Raw genomic sequence first — 23,846 nt, forward strand, 5'->3', positions numbered from 1 at the left:
CGCCCATTTGGCGACCCGTGCCTTATATATAAAAGGGGAGAGAACATGCACACACCCAATCCGATTACCCGAGGCATCTGGCTGGCCGTGTTGCTGGCCGCCAGCGGCTCGTTGGTCGCCGCCGAACAGAACGATGCGAAAAAGGCAAAGGCCCAGCCGACCACCGCGCTGAAGACGGTCACCGTCACCGCCCAGCACCGTGAGGAAACCCTGCAGGAGACGCCCACCACCGTCTCCGCCATCAATGGCACCCATATCACCACCGACGGCGTGCGCGCCATCGGCGACCTCACCACCTTCGTGCCCAACGCCGCGGCCAAGAACCCCGACGGCGACGGCCGCCCGCGCTGGTACATCCGTGGTCTGGGCACCGGCGACACTGGCGCCGCCACCGTGTACCCGGTGGGCATCTACGCCGACGACGTCTACCTCAACGCCCCCATCGCCGGCGGCGGCCCGCTCTACGACCTGGAGCGCATCGAAATCCTCCGTGGCCCCCAGGGCACCCTGTACGGCAAGAACACCACCGCCGGTGCGGTGAACATCATTTCCAAAAAGCCCGATTTCGACACCGACGGCTACGGCACCCTCGGCTTCGGCAGCAAGAACGAACGCATCCTCAACGGCGCCATCGGCGGCGCCCTGGTGGACGAACGCCTGGCCGCGCGGGTGGCGGTCTACTCCGAGGAGCGCGACGGCTTCACCAAGAGCCTCAGCAACGACCACACCTACGGTGACGTCAACAAGAAGGCCGTGCGCCTGCAGTTCCTCGCCCAGCTGACCCCGAACCTGGAAGCCCTGTGGAAGCTCCACAGCCGCGAGCACAAGGGCGACGGCAGCAACGGCTCGCTGCCGGTGGGCCGCTACTACAACGTCGGCTACGTACGCCCCCACGGCAGCAAGATCCAGCTCAACGTCGACGAGGACTACAAGCTCGACCACGACGGCACCTCCCTGACCCTCAACTGGGACCTGAGCGGCTACAAATTCACCTCCATCAGCGCCTACGACAGCATCCGCAACCAGGCCCTGACCGACGCCGACTACACGCCCTACGAGGTCAACGGCGTCAGCGACGTCGACAACGACTACGACCAGTACAGCCAGGAATTCCGCCTCGCCTCCCCCCAGAAAAATGCCCTGCGCTGGCTGGCCGGCACCCACTACTTCCACGAGAAGCTCGACAGCGACGCCCTGCGCTACGTGCGCCCCGGTACCACGCCCAACGGCACCGGCAGCAACCAGACCGGCACCGTCTACCGGGACCTCGCCTACACCCACAAGACCGACAGCATCGCCCTGTTCGGCAACCTCACCTATGACTTTACCGAAAAATTCAGCGTGACCGGCGGCCTGCGCTGGACCCAGGAGAAGAAGGACATCGACCTGGTCCTGACCCAGCTCGGCCCGACCGGCGCGCCCATCGCCGGCGCCGACAACAACGGCACCAGCGAGAAGGACAAGACCTGGGACGCCTGGACCTACGACCTGACCCCGGAATACCGCATCAACGACAACCTGCGGGTGTTCTTCCGCTACGCCCACGGCTTCCGCTCCGGCGGCTTCAACACCGGCCTTTCCGGCGGCCTCTCCGGCCTCACCACCGTGGACCCGGAAGAACTGGACGCCTACGAACTGGGGCTGAAGTCGGAGTGGCTGGACGGCCGCCTCACCGCCAACGCCAACGTTTTCTACTACGACTACTCCGACATCCAGGTGAACCTGCTCACCGTCAACAACGGCGTGCTCACCACCGCCCTCACCAACGGCGCCGCCGGCGAGGTCAAGGGCGCGGAACTGGAGATCGAGGCCCAGGCCACCGAGTTCCTCCACCTGCGTGCCGCCCTCTCCCACCTGGACACCGAATACACCGACTTCAAGAACATCAACCCCAACACCGGCGCGGTCACCGCCGACTACAGCGGCAACCGCTTCGTGCGCTCGCCCGAGCAGGTCATCTCCCTGGGCGCCGACTACACCATCCCGCTGGAGGTCGGCGGCAAGCTGGTGGCCGGCGGCGACGTCAGCTACCGCGGCAAGGAATACTTCCTCTCCGACCGCCAGAGCAGCGCCGAAAGCACCCTCAGCCAGCCCCACTACACCCTGGCCAACGCCCGCCTGACCTGGTTCAACCACGACGAGAAGATCAGCGTCACCGGCTTCGTCAACAACCTCACCGACCGCCGCTACCAGGTCCACGGCCGCCCCAACGGCGCCGTCGGCAGCGGCCAGTACGTCATCACCTATGGCGACCCGCGCACCGTCGGCGTCAGCCTCACCACCCGCTTCTGATCCCCACCGCCACCCCCACGCGGGAGCCCGAGCGATCGGCCTCCCGCGTTTTCACTCCTGCCCTCCGTCCTTCGTAGGATGGGTAGAGCACCGCGAAACCCATGCGGCCGATGTCGCCCCGAACTCCGCACGGTGGAGGTAAAAAGCGACCTCCACCCAGCAGCCCCCAACCCCGCAGCCCCCATGCTCCATCCCTGTAGGAGCGAGTTCATTCGCGATGGACACGTGCAAGGGCGTCGGTTTTCACCCGACCTACGCCGCCATTCATTCGCGATGCCCGCAACCCTGCAAAGTGTTTCCCCAGCAACACCCGATCAGCAGAAGTGTTGCCCACCTGGCAGGTTTTCCTGCGGCCAACCCGCCCAACTGCCCTGTTTCCGCACACTTCGGCTCTTGGTACGGCCCTTGCTCTGTCCCTCTGTACATAGCGCAACATCACAAGGGACAACCCCATGAGCAACGCCATCAACGTGGTCGCCGTCTCCGGCGGCACCTTCCGCCCCTCGCGCACCCTGGTGCTGACCCAGGCCCTGGTGGCCGAGTTGGGCAAGCACCTGCCGGTCAACGTGCGCATCATCGAACTCGGCGATATCGCTCGCCCCGTCGGCGGCGCGCTGTCGCGCAAGGAGCTGCCGGAAACCGTCGAGCACGAGCTGCGCGCCATCGAGACCGCCGACCTGCTGGTGGTGGCGGCGCCTGTCTACCGCGGCTCCTATCCGGGCCAGTTCAAGCACCTGTTCGACCTGATCGACATGAACGCCCTGATCGACACCCCGGTGCTGCTCGCCGCCACCGGTGGCAGCGAGCGCCACGCGCTGGTCATCGACCACCAGCTGCGCCCGCTGTTCAGCTTCTTCCAGGCCCTCACCCTGCCCATCGGCGTCTACGCCTCCGAGGCCGACTTCGTCGATTATCAGGTCACCAGCGAACCGCTGAAGGCCCGTATCACCCTGGCCGCCGACCGTGCCGCCAGCCTCTTCGGCAGCCGCGCCGACGCCCTCAAGAAGATCGCCTGAAGGACAGCCCCATGAACGTGTTCTGGTTCCTCCCCACCCACGGCGACGGCCACTTCCTCGGCACCAGCCAGGGCGCACGCCCGGTGTCGCTGCCCTACCTCAAGCAGGTGGCCCAGGCCGCCGACAGCCTCGGCTACTACGGCGTGCTGATCCCTACCGGCCGTTCCTGCGAGGACTCCTGGGTGGTCGCCTCGGCCCTGGCGCCGCTGACAGAGCGCCTGCGCTACCTGGTGGCGATCCGCCCCGGGATCATCTCGCCCACCGTCTCCGCGCGCATGGCCGCCACCCTCGACCGCCTCTCCGGCGGCCGCCTGCTGATCAACGTGGTGACCGGCGGCGACCCGGACGAAAACCGTGGCGACGGCATCCACCTCAGCCACGCCGAGCGCTATGAGGTGACCGACGAGTTCCTGCGCATCTGGCGTCGCGTGCTGCAGGGCGAGTCGGTGGACTTCGAGGGCAAGCACCTGCAGGTGCAGAACGCCAAGGCGCTCTACCCGCCGATCCAGAAGCCCTACCCGCCGCTGTACTTCGGCGGCTCCTCCGACGCCGCCCACGACCTCGCCGGCGAGCAGGTGGACGTCTACCTGACCTGGGGCGAACCGCCGGCCGCCGTGGCCGAGAAGATCGCCGACGTGCGCGAGCGCGCCGCCCGCCATGGCCGCAGCGTGAAGTTCGGCATCCGCCTGCACGTGATCGTCCGCGAGACCGCCGACGAAGCCTGGCAGGCCGCGAGCAAGCTGATCGAACACATCAGCGACGAAACCATCGAGGCGGCGCAGAAATCCTTCTCGCGCTTCGACTCCGAAGGCCAGCGGCGCATGGCCGCGCTGCACAACGGCCGCCGCGACAACCTGGAGATCGCCCCCAACCTCTGGGCCGGCGTCGGCCTGGTGCGCGGCGGTGCCGGCACCGCGCTGGTGGGCGACCCGCAGCAGGTGGCCGAGCGCATCAAGGAGTACGCGGACCTCGGCATCGAGAGCTTCATCTTCTCCGGCTACCCGCACCTGGAAGAGGCCTACCGCTTCGCCGAGCTGGTGTTCCCGCTGCTGCCCGAGCCCTACGCCAGCCTCGCCGGCCGCGGCGTCACCAACCTCACCGGGCCCTTCGGCGAAATGATCGCCAACGACGTGCTGCCGACCCAGGTCGCCGCCCACTGACCCGCCCGCCCCTCCCCGTGCGGAGGGGCGCACCCGACAAGCCCCCATCAGAAGAGGACCCGAGCGTGAATGCCCCTCAGCATCTCGCCACCCCCACGCCGCTGCAGATCGCCCGCGAGCTGGCCGCCGGCTTCGCCGTCAGCGCCGCCGAACGCGACGCCCAGGGCGGCACCCCCAAGGCCGAGCGCGACGCCATCCGCCAGAGCGGCCTGCTGTCGCTGGTGATCCCCGGTGAATACGGCGGCCTCGGCGCCGACTGGCAGACCACCCTCGCCGTGGTCCGCGAGTTCGCCCGCGTCGACAGCTCCATCGCCCACGTCTTCGCCTTCCAGCACCTGATGCTGGCCACCGTGCGCCTGTTCTCCCGCCCCGAGCAGTGGCAGCCCTGGTTCGAACTCACCGCGCGCAACCGCTGGTTCTGGGGCAACGCCCTCAACCCGCTGGACACCCGCACCACGGTGCGCCGCTTCAACGGCTACCGCGAGTTCTCCGGCAAGAAGAGCTTCTGCTCCGGCGCCCTGGATTCGCAGATGCTGATCGCCTCCGGCCTCGACGAAGAAAGCGGCAAGCTGCTGATCGCCGCCATCCCCACCGCCCGCAGCGGCATCAGCCTGGCTGAGGACTGGGACAACATGGGCCAGCGCCAGACCGACAGCGGCAGCGCCACCTTCGAACGGGTGCGGGTGGAGGAGAACGAACTGCTGCTGGAGCCCGGCCCGCTGAGCACGCCCTTCGCCTGCCTGCGCCCGCTGATCGCCCAGCTGATCTTCAGCAACATCTTCCTCGGCATCGCCGAGGGCGCCTTCGAGGAAGCCCGCGCCTACACCCTGCGCGAAGCCCGCCCCTGGTTCCGCTCCGGTGTCGAGAACGCCAGCGAAGACCCCTACGTGCTGGCCCGCTACGGCGACTTCTGGGTGGGCCTGGAAAGCGCCCGCGCGCTGATCCAGCGCGCCAACCAGTTGCTGGACGCCGCCTGGAACCAGGGCACCGCACTGGGCGAGGCGCAGCGCGGCGAACTGGCCCTGGCCATCGCCACCGCCAAGGTCGCCACCACCCGCAACGGCCTGGAACTGTGCAACCGCATGTTCGAGGTCACCGGCGCCCGCTCCACCCACGCCGCCCTGCGCCTGGACCGCTACTGGCGCAACCTGCGCACCCAGACCCTGCACGACCCGGTGGACTACAAGGTCCGCGAGCTGGGCGACTGGGCGCTGAACCAGAACCTGCCACAGCCGACCTTCTACTCATGAAAGCACCCCGTCCCAGCGGCTCCGGCCTACTCACCCTGCCCCCTTCCCCGGCCCTGGCCACCTCGGTGCGCGCCACCGCCCAGGTGTTCGAGGACCCGAAATCCCAGGCCCTGCTCGAACACCTGCAGCAGGTGGCGCCGAGCGAAGCCAGCGTGCTGGTGATCGGCGAGACCGGCACCGGCAAGGAACTGGTGGCCCGCCACATCCACAACCTCAGCGCGCGCCGCGACGGCCCCTTCGTGGCGGTCAACTGCGGGGCCTTTTCCGAGTCGCTGGTGGAGGCCGAGCTGTTCGGCCACGAGAAAGGCGCCTTCACCGGCGCCCTGGCGGCCAAGGCCGGCTGGTTCGAAGCGGCCAACGGCGGAACATTGTTCCTCGACGAGATCGGCGACCTGCCCATGCCCATCCAAGTGAAACTGCTGCGGGTGCTGCAGGAGCGCGAAGTGGTGCGCCTGGGCTCGCGCAGCAGCATCCCCATCGATGTGCGCGTGCTCGCCGCCACCAACGTGCAACTGGAAAAGGCGATCAATGCCGGGCACTTCCGCGAGGACCTCTACTACCGCCTCAACGTCGTCAGCCTGGAGCTCTCGCCGCTGCGCGAGCGCCCCGGCGACATCCTGCCGCTGACCCGGCACTTCATCGGAGAATACAGCCGCCGCCTGGGCTACGGCCAGAGCGAGCTCAGCTCCGAGGCCGCACAGAAGCTGCGCACCTACTCCTGGCCCGGCAACATCCGCGAGCTGGAGAACGTCATCCACCACACCCTGCTGATCTGCCGCGACGGCGTGATCCAGGCCGACGACCTGCACCTCTCCAACCTGCGCATCGAACGCCCGGAAGAACCCCGCGGCCACGACGGCTCGGCCGAGGCGCAGATGCTCCACGCCTTCCAGCGCCTGTTCGAGGAACAGGGCGGCGACCTGCACCAGAAGGTCGAGGATGCCCTGCTGCGCGCCGCCTACCGTCATTGCCACTGCAACCAGGTGCACACCGCCAACCTCCTCGGCCTCAGCCGCAACGTCACCCGCAGCCGCCTGATCGCCATCGGCGAACTGGTGGTCAACCGCCGCGCCGTCGACGCCCGCATCGATGGCGAGCGGGTGGTGCAGTTGACGGTTTGACGGCAAGTGGGCATGACCGCTGTGGGTGGATGACGCTTCACCCATCCACCATTACGGAGCCCGTTTCCACACAGTGATCGCCCGCCTGCTCTCGACCTAAGGCCGGTGAAACCCGCGATGGAAATCCCATGCCCGCCGGTGAGCCCGTCTGATGGATGGAAAGAGCGTCATCCACCCGCCCTCAGATCACATGTGCCAGCGTATGGACGTGACCGCTGCGTAGGGTGGATGACGCTTCACCCATCCACCATTACGGAGCCCGTTTCCACACAGTGGTCGCCCGCCTGCTCTCGACCTAAGGCCGGTGAAACCCGCGATGGAAATCCCATGCCCGCCGGTGAGCCCGTTTGGTGGATGAAAAGAGCGTCATCCACCCTACATCTGCCCTCAGATCACATGCGCCAGGTGCAATTCGGTCAACGCCTCGGCCTTGAGCTGCGCCAACTGCGGGTCGCGTCGGTCGCGCGGGCGTGGCAGGTGCACATCCAGCTCCAGCCGCACAGTGCCCGGGCGGGCGCCCATCACCAGCACACGGTCGCCCAGGTACAGGGCTTCGTCGATGTCATGGGTGACCAGCAGCAGCGCGATGGCATGGTGTTCGGCCAGTTGCAGCAGCAGGTCCTGCAGCTTCATGCGGGTGAAGGCGTCCACCGCGCTGAAGGGCTCGTCCAGCAGCAGCACGCGGGGCCGCGAATAGAGGCCACGGGCGATGGCCACGCGTTGCGCCATGCCGCCGGAAAGCTGCTTGGGCAAGGCGTCGGCGAAGCCCTCCAGGCCGACTTCGCGGATCAGCCGCGCCACGCGCTCGTGGTCATAGCCGTTGTCGTCGGCGAAGCCGATGTTCTGCGCCACGGTGAGCCAGGGCATCAGCCTCGGCTCCTGGAAGACGAAGGCCACCTCGCCCTCGCCGCGCCGGGTGCGGCCGACGTAGTCGCGCTCCAGCCCGGCGACGATGCGCAACAGGGTGCTCTTGCCGCAGCCACTGGGGCCGAGCAGGCTCACCACCTCGCGCTCGCGCAGCGTCAGGTGCACGTTCTGCAGCACGGTATGGCCGGCGAACTGCTTGCGCTCGACCTGGATGTCCAGCAATGCGTCATTCATGTTCACCCCTCCCCGCCCTGGCCGGCGAAGGCGTCGCGCCAGGCCAGCAGCCGTGTTTCCAGCGCCGCCAGCAGGCCGTCGCTGAGCTTGCCCAGCAGCGCCAGGACGATGATCGAGGCCAGCACCAGGTCGGGCCGCGAGGTTTCGCGGCCGTCGGTGAGCAGGTAGCCCAGGCCCTTGGTGGCGGCGATCAGTTCGGCGGCGACGAGGAACATCCAGGCCAGGCTGAGACCGCTGCGCAGGCCGGTGAACAGCCCCGGCAGCGCCGCCGGCAGGAGGATGCGTCGCGCCAGGCGCGCCGGGCCGAAGCCGTACATCTGCCCCACCTCCACCAGCTTGCGATCGATGTTGCGGATGGCCGCCACGCCGTTGAGGTAGACCGGGAAGAAGGCGCCGATGGCGATCAGCACCACCTTGGAGCTCTCGTCGATGCCCAGCCAGAGCAGCAGCAAGGGCACCCAGGCCAGGCTGGGAATGGCGCGCAGGGCCGCGAAGGTGGGTTCGAGGTAGGCCTCGGCCTCGCGGCTCAGGCCGACCCAGGCGGCGACGCCCAGGGCCAACGCGGCGCCGATGGCGAAGCCCGCCGCCACCCGCGCCAGGCTGACGCCGATATGGGTCCAGAGGGCGCCGCCGGCGAGGTCGCGCAGGGTGAGGAAGATCTCGCTGGGCGCGGGCATCTGGTAGGACGGCACCCAGCCGATACGCACCAGCACTTCCAGCAGGGCGAGGGCCAGCAGCGGGATCGCCAGGCCCTTGAGGCGGCGCCGCAGCGCAACGCCGGAGAAGGTCGGTTTCCAGGTGCCGACGGGGTTCGCCGGCAGGGTCTTGCTCTTGCTCATGTTTCTGCTCCCGGCGCCGGGGTGGTCCCGCAGGCGCCCATGCCGGGGCCGCGCGAACGCGCCCCGGCGGACGTGCGGATCACTGCCTGGCGATGGCCTGTGCGCTGAAGGCCGGGTCGATCAGCTGGTCCACCACCTGCTCGACCTGCACGCCACGGCGCACCAGCTCCTCGGTCACCAGGATCGGCGCGGCGGCCTTGAGCGCGGCGATGTGCTCCGGGCCCGGCTGGGCATTGGAGAAATCGGTGCGCGACAGCTGCAGGCGCGCCACCTCCAGCGGCAGGCCGGATTCCCTGGCCAGCAGCTGGGCCAGTTCCTCGGGGTTCTCCCGGGCCCATTTGCGCGCCTTCTCGTAGGCACCGAGTACGGTGGCGATGGCCTGCGGGTGCTCCTTGGCGAAGCGCTCGGTGACGTTGAGCACGCCGTAGCTGTTGAACGCGACGTTGCGGTAGAGGATGCGCGAGCCGGCCTGGACCTGGCTGGCGGCCAGGTGCGGGTCGAGGCCTGCCCAGGCGTCGACGTCGCCCTTCTCCAGGGCCACGCGGCCGTCCGGGTGCTGCAGGTGCACCAGCTCGACGTCGTTCTTGCTCAGCCCGGCCTGTTCCAGGCTGCGCAGGGTGAACAGGTAGGGGTCGGTGCCTTTGGTGGCGGCGATCTTCTTGCCCTTGAGGTCGGCGACGCTCTGGATGGGCGAGTCCTTGCGCACGGCGAGCGCGGTCCATTCCGGGCGGCTGGCGATGTACACCGTCTTGATCGGGCTGCCGTTGGCGCGGCTCAGCACGGCGGCGAGGCCAGCGGTGGAGGCGAAGTCGATGCTGCCGCCGTTGAGGTATTCCAGCGAGCGGTTGCTGCCCTGGCTGAGCACCCAGCTGACCTGGGTGCCAGCGCCCACTTCCTGCTCCAGCCAGCCGAAGTGCTTGAGCACCAGGCTGGTGGGCGAGTAGTAGGCGTAGTCGAGGCGCAGCTCCTTGGGCAGGGCTTCGGCCTGGGCGGCAGAGGGGCCGAAGGCGAGGGCCGCCGAGGCGCCGAGCAGGCCGAACAAGCGGGCCAGTTTGCCGGGCTTGCGGGCCCGCAGGGTGAAGGTGTGCATGGTGTCGCTCCTTGCCGCTGGATGGGTGGGCTCGGCGCGCCGTGCTTATTCTTTCGAGTAAGGTCCGGCTGCGCTTTCGCTTTCTGCAAGGAATATTGCAGCACTCGTGCCAGCAGGCCCGGTGCCCGTCCCACGGGGCTTAGCGACGTGCCCTGGAGCGCCCCACTGTCGCTGCAGCGACAGCCTGCTGATCAAGTGTTCGTCCAGCAACAGTTGCCCATTTCGCTTATGCACCCTGGTTATCAGGGCATCGCTATTCATTCCTTTGTAGCGGGGATAAGCGCGTGTTTAGCTGACCCGGCAGCAACAGCGGCCCTTGCCGACGAAAAAATCACGCCCAGGCGACGATTGCCCGTTCCTCCGCAGGCCCCGCAACTGGTACAACGAAGGCGCGGCCCCAGCAGCGTCGCGCACCACCGAGAGATACGCGTCATCCATGTCAGTCCAGCACGATGTTCACCCGCCCTACCCGCCCCAGCTGGATCAGCCGGTGCGGTTGACCCCCGGTGAATTGCTGGCCTCCCTCGAAGCGACGATGAAGGCCCACCGTGGCGGGCCGGTCTGGCTGTTCGCCTACGGCTCGCTGATCTGGCGCCCCGAGTGCCCCACGGTGGAAACCCGCCGCGCGCGCATCCACGGTTACCACCGCGGGCTTTACCTCTGGTCGCAGATCCACCGCGGCACCCCGGAATCCCCCGGCCTGGTGCTGGGCCTCGATCGCGGCGGCTCCTGCGCCGGCTTCGCCTACCGCCTGCCCGACGAGCAGTTGCACGAACACCTCTTCGCCCTCTGGCAACGGGAAATGCCCGATGCCGGCTACGAGCCGCGCTGGCTCAACTGCCACCTGGCGGACGGCCAGCGCGTGCAGGCCCTGGGCTTCGTCCTGCGGCGCAACCTCCCCTGCTACGCCGGCGCCCTGCCGGACCACGTGCTCACCCAGGTCTTCGCCGGGGCCTGCGGGCACTACGGCACCACCCGGGATTACGTGGAAAAGACCGTCAACAGCCTGCGCGCCCATGCGATGCCGGATCGCAAGCTGGAGGCGGCGTTGATGAGGTGCTGCAAGCAGGGGAATTTGAGTCTGGGGTGATCACCGTAGGATGGGTCGGGCAGCGTTCCGCGAGCTCCGCGAAACCCATCAATGCGAGGCCCCGGCATAAACCTGTGCCGATCCCGACTCCGCCTGGTGGATGAAAAAAGCGCCATCCACCCTACACAACGGTCATCTCCGTGCCGGGCCTTCGCAGGGGCGAGCTCAGTCGCCAAGCGGCGCGCAGCGCCGCCCTGTGGGAGATTCTATGTCAACCAGCCGTAGCGTCCCGGTGTCGGTACGGCTGTTGGCTGGTCATCAGGGCAAAGGCGATTCTGGCCAGTTTCCGGGCGAGGATCGTTAGGGCCTCGGTCTTCTTCAAACCCCGCTGCAAATAAGCTTGATAGCGTTCCTTCCAGGCGGCTGTGCGACTGGCGGCCATGGCGGCGTTATGCAGTAGCCGTCGTATCTCCGGATCCCCCTGCTTGGTCAGCTTGCGCCGGCCGATGTAGCGCCCCGACTCCCTGACCCGGACATCCAGCCCGAGGAAGGCGATGAATGCATCGCTACTGCGGAAGGTACCCCGCAGGAAGGCCAGGTTCAGCGCAGCAGCGGTGATCGGGCCAACCCCTTCGATCTCCTGGCAACGTTGTGCCTGCGCGCTCAAACCGGCCTCTTTCAGCGTGGATTGCAGCGCCCTGTTGAGTGTCCGCTCCAGGTCTTTCATCTGCTGCAGGACGGGCTTCAATGCCTCCGCCAGTTGGCGATCCTGGGCGAAGCTCAGGCGCAGAGCCGTCGTTACTCGCACCAGGGTGGCGCGACGGTGCAACAGGGCCTGCAGCTTGCGGTACAGGCGGCTCGGCGGCGCCCAGGGGTGCAACTGCTTCTGCTCATGGGCCAGGTAGCGGGCCAGCAGGCGGGCATCGCTCAGGTCGTTCTTGACCCGGCCACCGATGCCTTTGCGGTAGTTGCTCAGGCGGTAACCATCGATCACGTAGACCCTGTGGCCACGTTTGTGCGCCAGCGTGGCGACGGCAACGTGGTAGGTGTTGGTGGCTTCGATGGCCAGGCTGCAACCTGCAGGCAGGCTCTTGAGCCAGGTGGCGATAGCGTGCGGCTCATTGATGAGCTCTCTGGCCTGCTCCAGATCTGCTCGATACAGACTCAGACTGTCTTTGGCGACATCGATACCGATTACGGTGCTCTGCATTGTCATGACGAACTCCCAGGGCCAAGATGGAATGACCTGTCGGGGGCTCACGATGGCGCAGGCTTGCAGATATGGTCGGTCTCGGGGGCGGACCTGAGCCGATGGATTCCTTATCGGCGCTTGCAGTGAGGTGAGGGGCGGGAGAAATCTCCCACGGTCTGGCTTGCAGAAGCGATTTCGCTCCCTCCGCCCCCCGACAGGTTCCACCCTAGGACATACAAGCGAATTCATTCGCGATCGGACGCCCAGGCGAGCCCCCAGAAGGCCCGGTTTTCGCGGGCCGTTCTCCCCCAAAACCGCTATACATAAAAATATATAGCGCTACGCAAACGGCTCGATTACTCTGTGGCTCGCCGGGCCTTCCCTCCCGGCGCAAGGCCGGTCAGCCAACGCCGGTCGCATTCCCCGAGCTCAAGCGTTTGCCGGTCGTACCGACCCTGTAGAAGTCACGGCAATCGCTATATACAAAAATACATAGCGAGCATCCATGAACGACAAGATCCTCTCCCGCTGCCTGGCACTGGGACTGCTCACACCGAGCGTCTTCGCCCCACCGCTGCTGGCCGCCGGCCAGACCGAAAGCCAGGTATTCAGCCTCGGCGAGCTGCTGATCCGCGCGCCGTCCAACCGCAGCGACGGCTTCGGCGACCAGGTCTCCTCCTCGGTCAGCGCCCGCGACATGCAGCGCTTCGAGCGCCACAACGTCACCGAGGCGCTGGGCCTGCTCAGCGGCGTCAGCACCTCCACCAACGCACGCAACGAGGGGACCATCAGCCTGCGCGGCTTCGACTCGCGCCAGGCGCCGATCTTCATCGACGGCATCCCCGTGTACGTGCCCTATGACGGCTACGTCGACCTCGACCGCTTCACCACCGGCGACCTCGCGGCGATCCAGGTGGCCAAGGGCATGAGCTCCACCATGTACGGCCCCAACACCCTGGGCGGCGCCATCAACCTGGTGACGCGCAAGCCGGTGAGCGAGTTCGAGGGCGATGTCAGCCTCGGCGCCGGCAGCGGCGGCCTGCTGCGCCGTGGCGTCAACCTGGGCAGCAACCAGGGCAGCTGGTACGTGCAGGCCTCCGCCTCCCAGGACGAAGCCGACTACTACCGCCTCTCCGACGACTTCGAGCCGACCGTCCGCGAGAACGGCAACAAGCGCGAGAACTCCGACTTCAAGGACCGCAAGCAGTCGCTGAAGATCGGCCTCACCCCCAACGAGACCGACGAGTACGCCTTCGGCTACGTGCGCCAGGACGGCCAGAAGGGCCAGCCGCCGAGCACCGACCCGGCCGCCACCCAGCGCTACTGGCGCTGGCCGTACTGGGACAAGGAGAGCTACTACTTCATCGGCAACCACGCCCTGACCGACTACGAAACCCTGCGCGTGCGCGCCTTCGCCGACCACTACGCCAACGGCCTGGACGGTTACACCAACGCCACCTACACGCGCCTGGCCACCAGCGGCAACAACCCGCAGTCGCTGTCCAGCACCGGCAGCAGCAACTACGACGACCACAGCCGCGGCGGCTCCATCCAGCTGCAGAGCGACCGCCTCGACGGCCACCAGATCAAGGTGCAGTACTACCTCAAGCAGGACCGCCACGAGGAAGACGACGGCGTGCGCACCACCAAGCGCCTGGAAGACCGCCTCACCTCCATCGCCCTGGAGGACACCATCCGCCTCGCCGACCGCTGGCACCTGTCCCTCGGCGCCAGCCGCGACAGCCTCAAGCCGCTGGACGCCGACGTCTACGCCAAGCCCGACGAGCAGCACGCCAACAACTGGCAGGGCGCGCTCTACTTCGACCCGGCGCCGGACCACCGCCTCTACGCCAGCATCGCCCGCAAGAGCCGCCTGCCCACGCTCAAGGACCGCTACTCCCTGCGCTTCGGCACCTTCATCGAAAACCCCGGCCTCGCCCCCGAGCACGCCACCCACTACGAGCTGGGCTACCAGGGCCAGCCCTGGGCCGGCGGCCAGCTGGAAGCGGCGCTGTTCCGCAGCGAGATCGAGGACCTGATCCAGCGCGTGCGCAACGTGCAGCCCGGCCGCGACCAGATGCAGAACATCAACAAGGCGCGCCATGAAGGCGTCGAGTTGAGCCTGCGCCAGGCGCTGGGCGAACGGCTGGAAACCGGCTTCGCCTACACCTACCTGGAGCGGCGCAACCTCAGCTCGTCCACCCGCCTCACCGACACCCCGCGCAACAAGCTCAACCTCTGGGCCGACTTCGCGCCCATCGAGCGCCTGCACCTGATCGCCATGCTCGAGCACGCCGACCAGCGCTGGTCCTCGGACACCGCCAAGGTCTCCAGCTTCACCCGCGTCGACCTCAAGGCCAGCCTGTCGCTGACCCGCGAGCTGAGCGTCGAGGCCGGGGTCAGCAACCTGGGCGACGAGGACTACGAGCTGTCCGACGGCTACGCCGAAGCCGGCCGCCAGTACTTCACCAACCTGCGCTACGAGTTCTGACCATGGACCTGAGACTTAACCTGCGCATCGCCCTGCTGGCCCTGCTGAGCCCGGCGCTGCACGCCGCCGAGTTCGTCCCCGACGACCCCAGCACCTACGTGACCGAAACCCTGGAAATGACCGGCGAGGTGCAGAACCCGCTGCGCTTCACGGTCGACGACCTCAAGCGCCTGCCCTCCTACGACTACAAGGCCGTGGCCGCCGCCTGCGGTGGCGACGTGGCCAACGCCGAGTACAAGGACTACCGCGGCGTGCTGCTGCGCGAACTGGTGCAGAAGGCCGCGCTGGCCGGCGGCGACCCCAAGGGCTGGAAGCGCGCCTACGTCATCGCCCATGCCAGCGACGCCTATATCGCGCTGTTCAGCTGGAACGAACTGCTCAACACCCAGATCGGCGACGGCGTGTTGGTGGTCTACGCCCAGCACGGCGAGGCGCTGCCACCGGAATCCGGACGCATCGCCCTGGTCTCCGGCTGCGACCGCCACGCCGGCCCGCGCCACGTGAAATGGCTGAAAAGCATCGAATTGAAAACCGTACCGCAGTAATTCAACCCCAGGGCTCGGTGGAGGCCCGACCCCGCAGCAAGGCCTCCATCCCTTTCAGACCGTCGACTTCGACGGTCTTTTTTTGCACGCAGGAAAGCGGCGGGAAGCTGGAAGCTGGAAGCTGGAAGCTGGAAGCTGGAAGCTGGAAAGGATGGTGCCATGGATCGGCGTAGGTTGGCGCCGAGCGCAGCGAGGCCCAACGCAACGATGCAGGCCCGTGCGCGCCAATCACCGCAATGATGGGTTTCGCGGAGCTCGCGGAACGCCGCCCGTCCCATCCTACGAATGATGAGAAGAGCGCCCCCACACACCGGGAAGCTGGGTGCCATGCATGGCACCCATCGTTTCGCGATCAGGCGAAGACGAAGTACTTGCGCACCGTCTCCACCACTTCCCAGGTGCCTTTCATGCCGGGTTCGATGACGAAGACGTCGCCGCCGCGCAGGTGCACCGGCGCTTCGCCTTCCGGGGTGATGATGCAGTAGCCCTCGAGGAAGTGGCAGAACTCCCACTTCTCGTAGTTCACCTCGAATTTGCCGGGGGTGCAGATCCAGGTGCCCATGATCTTGCTGCCGTCGGCCGAGAGGTAGGCGTTGAGGTTGACCGTGTGCGGGTCGCCGCCGATGCGTTTCCACTTGGTGGCGTCGACCACGGGGACGGGGCAGGTTTCGCGCAGGACGGTAATGAAATCGGACATGTGAGCTCCATGCTTGGCGGAATCGAGCGGCCACCATAGGCAGGATGCCCGGCGCGGACTTGCCTGTGACCGCCGCCCGGGTGTCCAGAAACGCAGCCGCTGGTCTTCGATCGCGAATGAATTCGCTCCCACCGGGCCTGTAGGTCGGGTGCAACCCGACGCCGCCGTGCATCGGCTACGCGGGTTTCACCCGCCCTGCGGGCGATCAGAGGAACATGCCGCCCGAGGCTTCGATGCGCTGGCCGGTGACCCAGCGGCCGCCGTCGGAGAGGAGCATGGCGATGGCGCCGCCGATGTCGTCCGGCAGGCCGACGCGGCCCAGGGCGGTGTTGCCGGCGATGAAGTCGTTGACCTGGCTGTTGTCGCGCACCACGCCGCCGCCGAAGTCGGTCTCGATGGCGCCGGGGGCCAGCACGTTGACGGTGATGCCGCGCGGGCCCAGCTCCTTGGCCAGGTAGCGGGTCCACACCTCGATGCCGCCCTTCATCGCCGCGTAGGCGCCATAGCCCGGCAGGGAGAAGCGCGCCAGCCCGGTGGAGATGTTGATGATGCGGCCGCCGTCGGCCAGCACCGGCAGCAGTTTCTGGGTGAGGAAGAACGGCCCCTTGAGCTGGATGTTCACCAGGGTGTCGAACTGCTCCTCGGTGGTTTCGGCGCAGCTGGCGTGGATGCCGATGCCGGCGTTGTTCACCAGGAAGTCGAAGGTCTCGCGGCCGAACGCCTGCTGCAGGGTCTCGCCCACTTGGGCGGCGAAGGTGCCGAAGCCCGTGCTGTCGCTCACGTCCAGGCGCAGCATCCGGGCGCGGCCACCGAGGCGCTCCACTTCGCGGGCCACGGCCTGGGCTTCGTCGGCCTTGCTGTGGTAGGTGCCGATGATGTCGACGCCCTGGGCCGCCAGGTGCAGGGCAGCGTTCTTGCCGAGGCCACGGCTGGCGCCGGTGATGAGTGCGATCTTGCGGGTCATGGTGGAGCTCCTCAGGGGGTTGGAAGTGGAGCCAGCTTATTGTCCGGCCGAATACTGATAAACGCCGCAAAATCGGAAATACTGATCGCCTCAACCGAACAAACGGGAACGGGCCATGAACAAGCTCGAGCTGTTGCGTACCTTCGCCCGGGTCACCGAGCTTTCCAGCTTCACCCAGGCCGGGGAAAGCCTCGGCCTGCCCCGCTCCAGCGTCTCCGAGCAGGTGCAGGCGCTGGAGCAGTTGCTGGGCGCACGCCTGCTGCAACGCACCACGCGCAAGGTGCAGGCGACCCAGGATGGCCTGGCGCTGTATGAACGCTGCAAGGCGCTGCTGGCGCAGATGGACGAGCTGGAAGGCATGTTCCGCCAGGACGGTGAAGTGCTCGCCGGGCGCCTGCGGGTGGACATGCCCAGCCGCATCGCCCGGCAACTGGTGATGCCGCACCTGGGGGAATTCCTCGACGCCCACCCGGGCCTGGAGCTGGAGCTGAGCGGCACCGACCGCCGCGTCGACCTGGTGCGCGAGGGCTTCGACTGCGTGCTGCGCGCCGGCAACCTGGTGGACGAGACCCTGGTGGCGCGCTCCCTCGGCGCCATGCCCATGGTCAACTGCGCGAGCCCCGAGTACCTGGCACGCCACGGCACGCCGCACAGCCTAGACGACCTCGCCCGGCACCGCCTGGTGCACTACCTGCCGGTGCTCGGCGCGCGGCCCGACGGTTTCGAGTACCTGATGGGCGGCAAGGTCCACCAGGTGCCCATGGCTGGCAACCTCACGGTGAACAACGCCGATGCCTACGAGGGCGCCTGCCTGGGCGGCCTGGGGCTGATCCAGGCACCGCGCATGGGCCTGCGCGAGCACCTGGCCAGCGGCGCCCTGGTGGAGCTGCTGCCCGGCTACCCGGCGCCGCCCCTGGCGCTCAACCTGCTCTACGCCCACCGCCACCTGCCCCGCCGCGTGCGGGCCTTCATCGACTGGCTGGAAGGCCTGCTGGACCGCGAGAGGAAGCGCTGATGCGCAACACCCTGAAATGGCGGGTCGCCCGCCGCCGGCAATTTAGGTTGTCCGTTCTAGACCGCTGCGCGGATGCTCCCCTGGCCGACACGCACAACAACAAGGCGCATGCACTGCACCCCAACCCCTGCCTGGTTGAACGGGGCGAGCCCCGGGAGGTTACATGCGACTCCATTGCTTTCTGTTCGGATGCAGCTGGACCGAAGGACACGAAACCGACGTGGGCGCCGAGCCCATGCTCTGTCAACGCTGCACACGCTGCGGCGCCCATCGCTACGTGAAGCGCGACGTGCCCGACACGCCCGAGGAGCCTTCGCCCACTTAACAAGGCATTGAAAAACGTAGACGAGGCAGCCGATGCAAGGCGAAAACGGCCGAAAAAGCGCAGTTTACGCAGGTAAATGAGCATTTTGAGGCCGTTTTCAACGCCGCAGCGGCAACGCAGTTAGTTTTTCTAGCGCTTGTTGAGCAGCCGCGCCAGGCGATCACCGCCAAACTGGATCAGGGTCACCAGCACCACCAGCAGGATGATCACCGTGAGCATGATCTGCGTGTCGAAGCGCTGGTAGCCGTAGCGATACGCCAGGTCGCCCAGCCCGCCCGCGCCAATGGCGCCGGCCATGGCCGAGGAGTTGATCATGGTCACCAGGGTGATGGTGAAGCCACCGACGATGCCCGGGCGCGCCTCGGGCAGCAGCACGTTCCAGATGATGTGGCGGCGCTGGCAGCCCATCGCCTGGGCCGCTTCCACCAGGCCGAAATCCACCTCGCGCAGGCTCACCTCGGCGATGCGCGCGAAGAAGGGCGTGGCGGCGATGGTCAGCGGCACCACCGCGGCCCAGACGCCGTAGCTGGTGCCGACGATCAGCCGGGTGAAGGGGATCAGCGCCACCATCAGGATCAGGAAGGGGATCGAGCGCAGCACGTTGACCACGCTGCCCAGCGAACGGTTGAGCGCACGCGCCTCGAAGATCCCGCCCGGGCCCGTGGTGACCAGCACCAGCGCCAGGGGGATGCCCACCAGGAACACGATCAGCGACGAGGCGCCGATCATCAGCAGCGTGTCGAGAATGCCCTGCAGCAGGCGATCAAGCATGGGCGACATAGCCGAGCACCTCCGCCTTGTCCGCCAGGCCGTGGGCCTGCTCCAGCACCCAGGCACCGCCCTGCCCCACATCGCTGATGCGCACCAGCAGGTGCCCCTGGGCGCGGCCCTGGATGCGGTCGATGCCGCCATGCAACAGGCTCACCCGCGTGCCCAGGGCCTGGGTGATGGCCAGCAGGTCCGGCTCGCGGCCGCTGGCGCCGGTGAAGTGCAGGTCCAGCAGCAGGTCGCCGCCGGGCACCGGCTCGCTGGCCAGGCGGCCTTGCAGGTCGTCCGGCAGCTCGTGGCGCAGGGTGCCCAGCAGGGTGCGGGTGACCTCATGTTGCGGGTCACCGAACACCCGCCACACCTCGCCCTGCTCCACCACCCGGCCACGTTCCAGCACCACCACGCGGTCGCAGATTTCGCGGATCACGCCCATCTCGTGGGTGATCAGCACGATGGTCAGGCCCAGGCGTTTGTTGATGTCGCGCAGCAGCGCCAGGATCGACTGGGTGCTCTCCGGGTCCAGCGCCGAGGTGGCCTCGTCGCATAGCAGGATCTCCGGCTGGTGCACCAGCGCCCGGGCGATGCCGACACGCTGCTTCTGCCCGCCGGACAGCTGTGCCGGGTAGGCGTCGCGCTTCTCCGCCAGGCCCACCAGGGCCAGCAGTTCGCCGACCTTGCGCTCGATATCGGCCTTGGCCACGCCCGCCACCTTCAGCGGCAGCGCGACGTTCTGCCAGACGGTCTTGGCCGACATCAGGTTGAAGTGCTGGAAGATCATGCCGACGCGCCGGCGCAGCAGCACCAGCTGCTTCTCGTCGAAGACGCCGATGTCCTCCTCGTCTATCACCACCTGGCCCACCGAGGGCTTCTCCAGGCGGTTGAGGGTGCGGATCAGCGACGACTTGCCGGCGCCGCTGCGGCCGATGATGCCGAACACCTCGCCCCGGCGGATCTCCAGGTCGATGCCCTGCAACGCCTGCACCGGCCCCTGGTTGCCCTGGTAGGCCTTGCCCAGCCCCTGCAGGCGGATGTGCGGCAGGTCCAGGCTGATAGTGCGGTTGAAACTGACCATAAGGGCCTCTCGAAAATATGTTTAAAGCCCGAAAACAGGAGCCCGCTGTAGGGGCGAATTCATTCGCCAGGCAGGCCGAAGGGCTGCTCCTCGGACCCGCCGGGGCAGCGTTGCTGCCCTTGGGCGAATGAATTGGCTCTGTCTGCGTTAAGTGTTGCTAAAGGATTTGAGCTCAGCTGATTGTCGAGTTCTGGTGATGTTTCTGGTTTCGCCCACCCGGGCGAGTCCCTTTTAACAATCGCCTTAAAAGGAACCAAAAGGGCTTGCCCCATCATCCGGCCCCGGCTTCGCCGTGGTTCCCTCACTCCATCGTCGCTATCGGGGGCCGGCGCGATGGGCCATCCATGGCCTGGCGCGCCTCTCGCGGCATCCATGCCGCTCGTCCCCCGGCGCAACGACTGCGTTCGGCCTCCTGGAGGGGCGTTGGCGGCTGCTCCAACTTTCTTCGCTCAAATCCACATATTGATGTGTAACGGCGGCTTTCGTAGGATGGCGTAGAGCGAAGCGAAACCCATGCTGTGGCGGTGGCAGAAATCCTTTGGTGCCCGGAAAGCACCGTGCTTGAGCACTTGCATTAAAACCACAACAGCTAACGCCGACAGAGCCAATGAATTCGTTCCCACCGGGAGAGGCGGCGCGGGGCGAATGAATTCGCCCCTACGGTCGCCCCGGAGGTCGCCTTACACGCTGAAGCGTGCCACCAGCCCTTTCAGGTCCACCGCCAGGCGCGCCACTTCGCTGCTGGCGACCGTGGTCTGGTGGGCGCCGGCGGCGCTCTGGATCGACAGGTCGCGGATGCTCATCAGGTTGCGGTCCACTTCGCGGGCGACGTGGGCCTGCTGCTCCGAGGCGGTGGCGATCTGCAGGTTGCGCTCGTCGATGGTGCCCACCGCTTCGGTGATTTCCTGCAAGGCGCGCCCGGCTTCATCGGCGGACAGGCGCGTGGCCTGGGCCTGGCTGTTGCTCGCCTGCATGGCCTGCACCGCCGAGCCGGTGCCGTTCTGGATGGAGGCGATCATCTTCTCGATCTCCAGGGTCGAGGTCTGGGTGCGATGCGCCAGGGCACGCACCTCGTCGGCCACCACGGCGAAACCACGGCCCTGCTCGCCGGCCCGCGCCGCCTCGATGGCGGCGTTGAGCGCCAGCAGGTTGGTCTGCTCGGCGATGGCGCGGATGACGTTGAGCACCTGGCTGATGTCCACCGCCTGCTGGGCCAGGCCCTGCACCTGGGCTTCGGTTTCCTGCACCTGCACCGAGAGGCTGCGGATTGCCTCCAGGGTTTCGGCCACGCGCTGGTTGCCCAGGTTCGCCGCTTCGCTGGACTGGCGCGCCGAGGTGGAGGCCGAGGCAGCGTTGCGGGCCACCTCCTCCACGGCGGCGGTCATCTGGTTGACCGCTGCGGCGGCCTGCTCGATCTCGGAGTTCTGCTGCTGCAGGGTGAGGCTGCCCTGCTCGGTGACGGTGGTCATCTCCTCCGCCGCCGAGGCGAGCTGGATGGAGGAATCGGAAATCTGCCGGATGGTCTGCCGCAGGTTCTCCTGCATGCGCTGCAGGGCTTCGCTGAGGCGCGTGGCCTCGTCCTGGCCGCTGACTTCGACGGTGCGGGTCAGGTCACCCTTGGCGATGGATTCGGCGAAGCGCAGCGAGTCGCCCAGGGGCCGCACGATGCTGCGGGTGAGGGTCATGGCCAGGGCCACGGTCATCGCCAGGGCCAGCAGCACCGAACCGATGACGATGTTGATGCTGGTGTCGTAGGCGTTGCCGGCGGCGATGCCGGAGCGCTTGACCCCGGCTGAGTTAAGGTCGCGCAGGTCGGTGAGGCGCTGCTGGTAGGCGGTCGCCAGGTCACGCTGGCCGCTGTTGGCCCAGGCCAGCGCCTGGGCCGGGTCGCTGCCGTGCAGGTCGATCATCTTCTGCAGGCCGCCCATGTAGGCCTGCAGGGCCTGGGCCGAGGCGTCGAATACGCGCTGCTCCTCGGGGCTGGTGATCAGGTTGCGGCTGTAGAAGTCGCTCTTCTCGGTCAACGTCCGCCGTGCGGTCTGCAGCTGGTCGAGGGCGCTCTGCTGTTCGCTCGGCGAGGTGCTGGCCAATACCCGCAGGCTTTCCAGGCGCACCCGCAGCAGGGTGGCCTGGATGTCGTCGGCGGTCTGGATGGCGGGTAGCCAATTGTTCTCGATGTCCTGCTCGGTGCCGCGCAGCACATGCATCTGCTGCCAGGAGAAGGCGCCCAGGCCGATCACCAGCAGGGTGATCAGGGCGAAACACAGGGAAGCGCGTGAGGCGATGGTGATGGACCGTATGGACATGGCAGTACCTGCAAGATGGGTGCTCGCCAGCGTCCCTGCCGATTCGGATGACAGCTCCAGTGTTATCAGCCGAACCGGGCCAATGCTGAAATTGCTTTTACTAATCGAACGACCGCCGCTGACACATTTTGAAAAAGAGAGCGGCGGCCGGGCTCAGGGTTTGGGGCGCTCGTAGGCGCCCAGGTCGCACAGCGCCATGCCGTCGCCGTCGCCATCCCGGGGGCGCATGGAGCCACGCTGGTCGTGCCGGGTGCAGGAGCCGATGCCGGCGTCCACCGCCGGGCTGCGCGGGCGCAGGGCGTGGGTTGGCAGGCTGGAACCGTTGGCCGCCAGGGGGTAGAGCACGCGGGTGAAGGCGTCGGCGTCGTTGACATGGACGTCGGCCGTGCAGTTGCCGGTGTCGGTGCCCAGCAGCAGGCCGCTGGCCTGGTAACTGGCCGTATCGCCGCCGTTGAGGCAGTTGGCGGCGCCGATGGATTCGTTGCCGTTGCCGACGATCAGGCTGTTGCGCACCGACAGACGGCCATGGTTCAGCAGGCCGAGGGTGAGGTTGTCGGCGATGGTGACGTTGACCAGCTGCAGGCTCGGCGTACCGGCGAACATCGGGTAGTCGGAGCCGTTGGCGACCACCGCGTCGTAGTCACCTTCGCCGTTGGCGTTCTTGCCGGAGACGGTGACGTTGGTCAGTTTGAGCACGCCATTGCCGTCGTTGCGGATGGCGATGCCGGGGCCGTCGGCACGGTGGTGGAGGAAGGCGCTGCGGGCCACGTCGGCGGTGCCGGTGTTGAACAACGCGCCGCCCAGGGCGACCACGTCGTCGCCATTGGTGACGTTCTCGCTGAACAGGCTGTCGCGCACGGTGAGCAGGCCGCCGTTGAAGATGGCCCCGCCCAGGGCGCGGCCGGAATCGCCGAAGTCGGCGCGGTTGCGCTCGAACACCGAGCTATGGACCTCCAGGGTGCCGCGGTTGGAGATCGCCCCGCCGTCACCGTCGTAGTAGCCGTAGCTGGCGCGGTTGTCCTGGAAGGCCACGCGGCGCACCACCAGGTAGCCGAAGTTCTCGATGGCACCGCCGTTGCTGGTGGTGTGGCCGTTGCGCAGGGTCAGGTCCTGCAGCAGCACGGTGACGCCGAGGTCGATCTCCAGCAGGCGGTCCAGGCCCGAACCGTCGATGACGCTGGCACCCACACCGGCGCCGACCAGGGTCAGGTTGCCGGCCCGCACATCGAGGTCGCCGTTGAGATTCTGGTCCTCGTCGAGGATCTCGCCCTCCTCCCCCATGGCCGGCGGCAGGGTCAGGGCGTAGACGCCGGCGGGCAGGACGATGCGGTTCTTGCCACCCAGGCGGTTGGCGGCTTCCACCGCGTCGCGCAGCGTGCAGTCGGCATCGCAGAGGCCATCGAAGCCGTCATCGGTGCGGGTGACCTGGAAGTCCCGCGCCATGGCCAGGGTCGGCAGCGCGAGCAGGGAGGCGAGCATCAGCGAGGTGGCCAGGCGCGGCCGGGTGCGGGAGTGGGTGCGGGACTGGGTCATGGCGAGTTCCTTTCGGCGAGTGCCGGTCATTGGCTACGC

Annotated in this window: 20 protein-coding genes and 1 pseudogene; 10 read left to right on the plus strand and 11 right to left on the minus strand. The window is 67.4% G+C overall.

Translation table 11 applies throughout. The annotated features are described in order from the left end of the window. The first annotated feature begins 45 nt into the window (after window positions 1-45). The 5 genes from RTW82_RS08690 (at window position 46) to RTW82_RS08710 (ending at window position 6,839) form a co-directional block, all read left to right on the plus strand. Complete coding sequence (locus tag RTW82_RS08690; protein WP_316924842.1) at window positions 46-2,292, plus strand: TonB-dependent receptor; 2,247 nt, start codon at window positions 46-48, stop codon at window positions 2,290-2,292. A 452-nt stretch (window positions 2,293-2,744) separates the two neighbouring features. After that, entirely contained in the window at window positions 2,745-3,308 is a 564-nt protein-coding gene (gene msuE / locus RTW82_RS08695) for an FMN reductase (RefSeq protein WP_263403538.1), read from the plus strand. A gap of 11 nt (window positions 3,309-3,319) precedes the next feature. Then, the gene (ssuD, locus tag RTW82_RS08700) at window positions 3,320-4,468 is read left to right on the plus strand and encodes an FMNH2-dependent alkanesulfonate monooxygenase (protein WP_316924843.1); all 1,149 of its coding nucleotides are present in this window, start codon (window positions 3,320-3,322) and stop codon (window positions 4,466-4,468) included. A 65-nt stretch (window positions 4,469-4,533) separates the two neighbouring features. Beyond that, window positions 4,534-5,718, plus strand: coding sequence for an acyl-CoA dehydrogenase family protein (locus tag RTW82_RS08705; protein ID WP_043245789.1), 1,185 nt, complete (start codon window positions 4,534-4,536; stop codon window positions 5,716-5,718). Continuing rightward, complete coding sequence (locus RTW82_RS08710) at window positions 5,715-6,839, plus strand: sigma-54 dependent transcriptional regulator (protein ID WP_316924844.1); 1,125 nt, start codon at window positions 5,715-5,717, stop codon at window positions 6,837-6,839. Before RTW82_RS08705 ends, RTW82_RS08710 begins: the two co-directional genes overlap by 4 nt. A gap of 387 nt (window positions 6,840-7,226) precedes the next feature. On the opposite strand, the gene RTW82_RS08715 is transcribed toward RTW82_RS08710, so the two are convergent. From RTW82_RS08715 to RTW82_RS08725, 3 genes are all read right to left on the minus strand, one after another. Continuing rightward, complete coding sequence (locus RTW82_RS08715) at window positions 7,227-7,940, minus strand: ABC transporter ATP-binding protein (RefSeq protein ID WP_316924845.1); 714 nt, start codon at window positions 7,938-7,940, stop codon at window positions 7,227-7,229. 2 nt (window positions 7,941-7,942) lie between these two features. Next, entirely contained in the window at window positions 7,943-8,779 is an 837-nt protein-coding gene (locus tag RTW82_RS08720; RefSeq protein WP_316924846.1) for an ABC transporter permease, read from the minus strand. Window positions 8,780-8,858: 79 nt separating this feature from the next. Then, window positions 8,859-9,869, minus strand: a complete 1,011-nt coding sequence (locus RTW82_RS08725; protein WP_316924847.1) for an aliphatic sulfonate ABC transporter substrate-binding protein — start codon at window positions 9,867-9,869, stop codon at window positions 8,859-8,861. Window positions 9,870-10,305: 436 nt separating this feature from the next. Between RTW82_RS08725 and RTW82_RS08730 the strand changes: the two genes are divergently transcribed. Further along, window positions 10,306-10,959, plus strand: a complete 654-nt coding sequence (locus tag RTW82_RS08730; protein WP_316924848.1) for a gamma-glutamylcyclotransferase — start codon at window positions 10,306-10,308, stop codon at window positions 10,957-10,959. Window positions 10,960-11,170: 211 nt separating this feature from the next. Here RTW82_RS08730 and RTW82_RS08735 read toward each other — a convergent pair whose 3' ends face one another. Further along, the gene (locus RTW82_RS08735) at window positions 11,171-12,115 is read right to left on the minus strand and encodes a transposase (RefSeq protein WP_271658950.1); all 945 of its coding nucleotides are present in this window, start codon (window positions 12,113-12,115) and stop codon (window positions 11,171-11,173) included. A 481-nt stretch (window positions 12,116-12,596) separates the two neighbouring features. Between RTW82_RS08735 and RTW82_RS08740 the strand changes: the two genes are divergently transcribed. Further along, window positions 12,597-14,582, plus strand: a complete 1,986-nt coding sequence (locus RTW82_RS08740; RefSeq protein ID WP_316924849.1) for a TonB-dependent receptor — start codon at window positions 12,597-12,599, stop codon at window positions 14,580-14,582. Window positions 14,583-14,584: 2 nt separating this feature from the next. After that, on the plus strand, window positions 14,585-15,127 hold the full coding sequence (locus RTW82_RS08745; protein WP_316924850.1) for a molybdopterin-dependent oxidoreductase: 543 nt from the start codon (window positions 14,585-14,587) through the stop codon (window positions 15,125-15,127). 352 nt (window positions 15,128-15,479) lie between these two features. Here RTW82_RS08745 and RTW82_RS08750 read toward each other — a convergent pair whose 3' ends face one another. Together RTW82_RS08750 and RTW82_RS08755 are read right to left on the minus strand one after the other, a co-directional pair. Further along, a complete protein-coding gene (locus RTW82_RS08750; protein WP_021222797.1) occupies window positions 15,480-15,824 on the minus strand; it encodes a cupin domain-containing protein in 345 nt (114 codons plus the stop codon). Window positions 15,825-16,029: 205 nt separating this feature from the next. After that, the gene (locus RTW82_RS08755; RefSeq protein ID WP_021222798.1) at window positions 16,030-16,788 is read right to left on the minus strand and encodes an SDR family NAD(P)-dependent oxidoreductase; all 759 of its coding nucleotides are present in this window, start codon (window positions 16,786-16,788) and stop codon (window positions 16,030-16,032) included. Between the two features lie 115 nt (window positions 16,789-16,903). Between RTW82_RS08755 and RTW82_RS08760 the strand changes: the two genes are divergently transcribed. Then, window positions 16,904-17,803 carry a LysR family transcriptional regulator gene (locus tag RTW82_RS08760; RefSeq protein ID WP_316924851.1) on the plus strand — a complete coding sequence of 300 codons (900 nt, stop codon included), beginning with the start codon at window positions 16,904-16,906 and terminating at the stop codon, window positions 17,801-17,803. A 163-nt stretch (window positions 17,804-17,966) separates the two neighbouring features. Beyond that, complete coding sequence (locus tag RTW82_RS08765) at window positions 17,967-18,128, plus strand: PSPA7_2676 family Cys-rich small protein (protein WP_316924852.1); 162 nt, start codon at window positions 17,967-17,969, stop codon at window positions 18,126-18,128. A 129-nt stretch (window positions 18,129-18,257) separates the two neighbouring features. On the opposite strand, the gene RTW82_RS08770 is transcribed toward RTW82_RS08765, so the two are convergent. The 5 genes and pseudogenes from RTW82_RS08770 to RTW82_RS08785 all read right to left on the minus strand — a co-directional run bounded on the left by RTW82_RS08770 (window position 18,258) and on the right by RTW82_RS08785 (window position 23,807). Next, a complete protein-coding gene (locus tag RTW82_RS08770) occupies window positions 18,258-18,908 on the minus strand; it encodes a methionine ABC transporter permease (RefSeq protein WP_021222800.1) in 651 nt (216 codons plus the stop codon). Continuing rightward, window positions 18,892-19,968, minus strand: coding sequence for a methionine ABC transporter ATP-binding protein (locus tag RTW82_RS08775; protein ID WP_316924853.1), 1,077 nt, complete (start codon window positions 19,966-19,968; stop codon window positions 18,892-18,894). The genes RTW82_RS08770 and RTW82_RS08775 overlap by 17 nt, the downstream gene beginning before the upstream one ends. Before the next feature lie 680 nt (window positions 19,969-20,648). Further along, a complete protein-coding gene (locus RTW82_RS31660; RefSeq protein WP_374981941.1) occupies window positions 20,649-21,512 on the minus strand; it encodes a methyl-accepting chemotaxis protein in 864 nt (287 codons plus the stop codon). Further along, a pseudogene (locus RTW82_RS31665) lies at window positions 21,504-22,274 on the minus strand (MCP four helix bundle domain-containing protein); the annotation flags it as partial. The pseudogene RTW82_RS31665 and the gene RTW82_RS31660, both read right to left, overlap by 9 nt. Before the next feature lie 153 nt (window positions 22,275-22,427). After that, on the minus strand, window positions 22,428-23,807 hold the full coding sequence (locus RTW82_RS08785) for a CSLREA domain-containing protein (RefSeq protein ID WP_316924855.1): 1,380 nt from the start codon (window positions 23,805-23,807) through the stop codon (window positions 22,428-22,430). Window positions 23,808-23,846 lie beyond the last annotated feature (39 nt).

It is taken from the genome of Pseudomonas sp. zfem005 (genome assembly GCF_032621735.1).
Taxonomy (GTDB): domain Bacteria; phylum Pseudomonadota; class Gammaproteobacteria; order Pseudomonadales; family Pseudomonadaceae; genus Metapseudomonas; species Metapseudomonas solani.

Bases quoted from the DNA above. Each gene is read 5' to 3' on its own strand.
- RTW82_RS08690 (WP_316924842.1), top strand. From the start codon at position 46: ATGCACACACCCAATCCGATTACCCGAGGCATCTGGCTGGCCGTGTTG.
- msuE (WP_263403538.1), top strand. From the start codon at position 2,745: ATGAGCAACGCCATCAACGTGGTCGCCGTCTCCGGCGGCACCTTCCGC.
- ssuD (WP_316924843.1), top strand. From the start codon at position 3,320: ATGAACGTGTTCTGGTTCCTCCCCACCCACGGCGACGGCCACTTCCTC.
- RTW82_RS08710 (WP_316924844.1), top strand. From the start codon at position 5,715: ATGAAAGCACCCCGTCCCAGCGGCTCCGGCCTACTCACCCTGCCCCCT.
- RTW82_RS08715 (WP_316924845.1), bottom strand. From the start codon at position 7,940: ATGAATGACGCATTGCTGGACATCCAGGTCGAGCGCAAGCAGTTCGCC.
- RTW82_RS08720 (WP_316924846.1), bottom strand. From the start codon at position 8,779: ATGAGCAAGAGCAAGACCCTGCCGGCGAACCCCGTCGGCACCTGGAAA.
- RTW82_RS08725 (WP_316924847.1), bottom strand. From the start codon at position 9,869: ATGCACACCTTCACCCTGCGGGCCCGCAAGCCCGGCAAACTGGCCCGC.
- RTW82_RS08730 (WP_316924848.1), top strand. From the start codon at position 10,306: ATGTCAGTCCAGCACGATGTTCACCCGCCCTACCCGCCCCAGCTGGAT.
- RTW82_RS08735 (WP_271658950.1), bottom strand. From the start codon at position 12,115: ATGACAATGCAGAGCACCGTAATCGGTATCGATGTCGCCAAAGACAGT.
- RTW82_RS08740 (WP_316924849.1), top strand. From the start codon at position 12,597: ATGAACGACAAGATCCTCTCCCGCTGCCTGGCACTGGGACTGCTCACA.
- RTW82_RS08745 (WP_316924850.1), top strand. From the start codon at position 14,585: ATGGACCTGAGACTTAACCTGCGCATCGCCCTGCTGGCCCTGCTGAGC.
- RTW82_RS08750 (WP_021222797.1), bottom strand. From the start codon at position 15,824: ATGTCCGATTTCATTACCGTCCTGCGCGAAACCTGCCCCGTCCCCGTG.
- RTW82_RS08755 (WP_021222798.1), bottom strand. From the start codon at position 16,788: ATGACCCGCAAGATCGCACTCATCACCGGCGCCAGCCGTGGCCTCGGC.
- RTW82_RS08760 (WP_316924851.1), top strand. From the start codon at position 16,904: ATGAACAAGCTCGAGCTGTTGCGTACCTTCGCCCGGGTCACCGAGCTT.
- RTW82_RS08765 (WP_316924852.1), top strand. From the start codon at position 17,967: ATGCGACTCCATTGCTTTCTGTTCGGATGCAGCTGGACCGAAGGACAC.
- RTW82_RS08770 (WP_021222800.1), bottom strand. From the start codon at position 18,908: ATGTCGCCCATGCTTGATCGCCTGCTGCAGGGCATTCTCGACACGCTG.
- RTW82_RS08775 (WP_316924853.1), bottom strand. From the start codon at position 19,968: ATGGTCAGTTTCAACCGCACTATCAGCCTGGACCTGCCGCACATCCGC.
- RTW82_RS31660 (WP_374981941.1), bottom strand. From the start codon at position 21,512: ATGCAGGAGAACCTGCGGCAGACCATCCGGCAGATTTCCGATTCCTCC.
- RTW82_RS08785 (WP_316924855.1), bottom strand. From the start codon at position 23,807: ATGACCCAGTCCCGCACCCACTCCCGCACCCGGCCGCGCCTGGCCACC.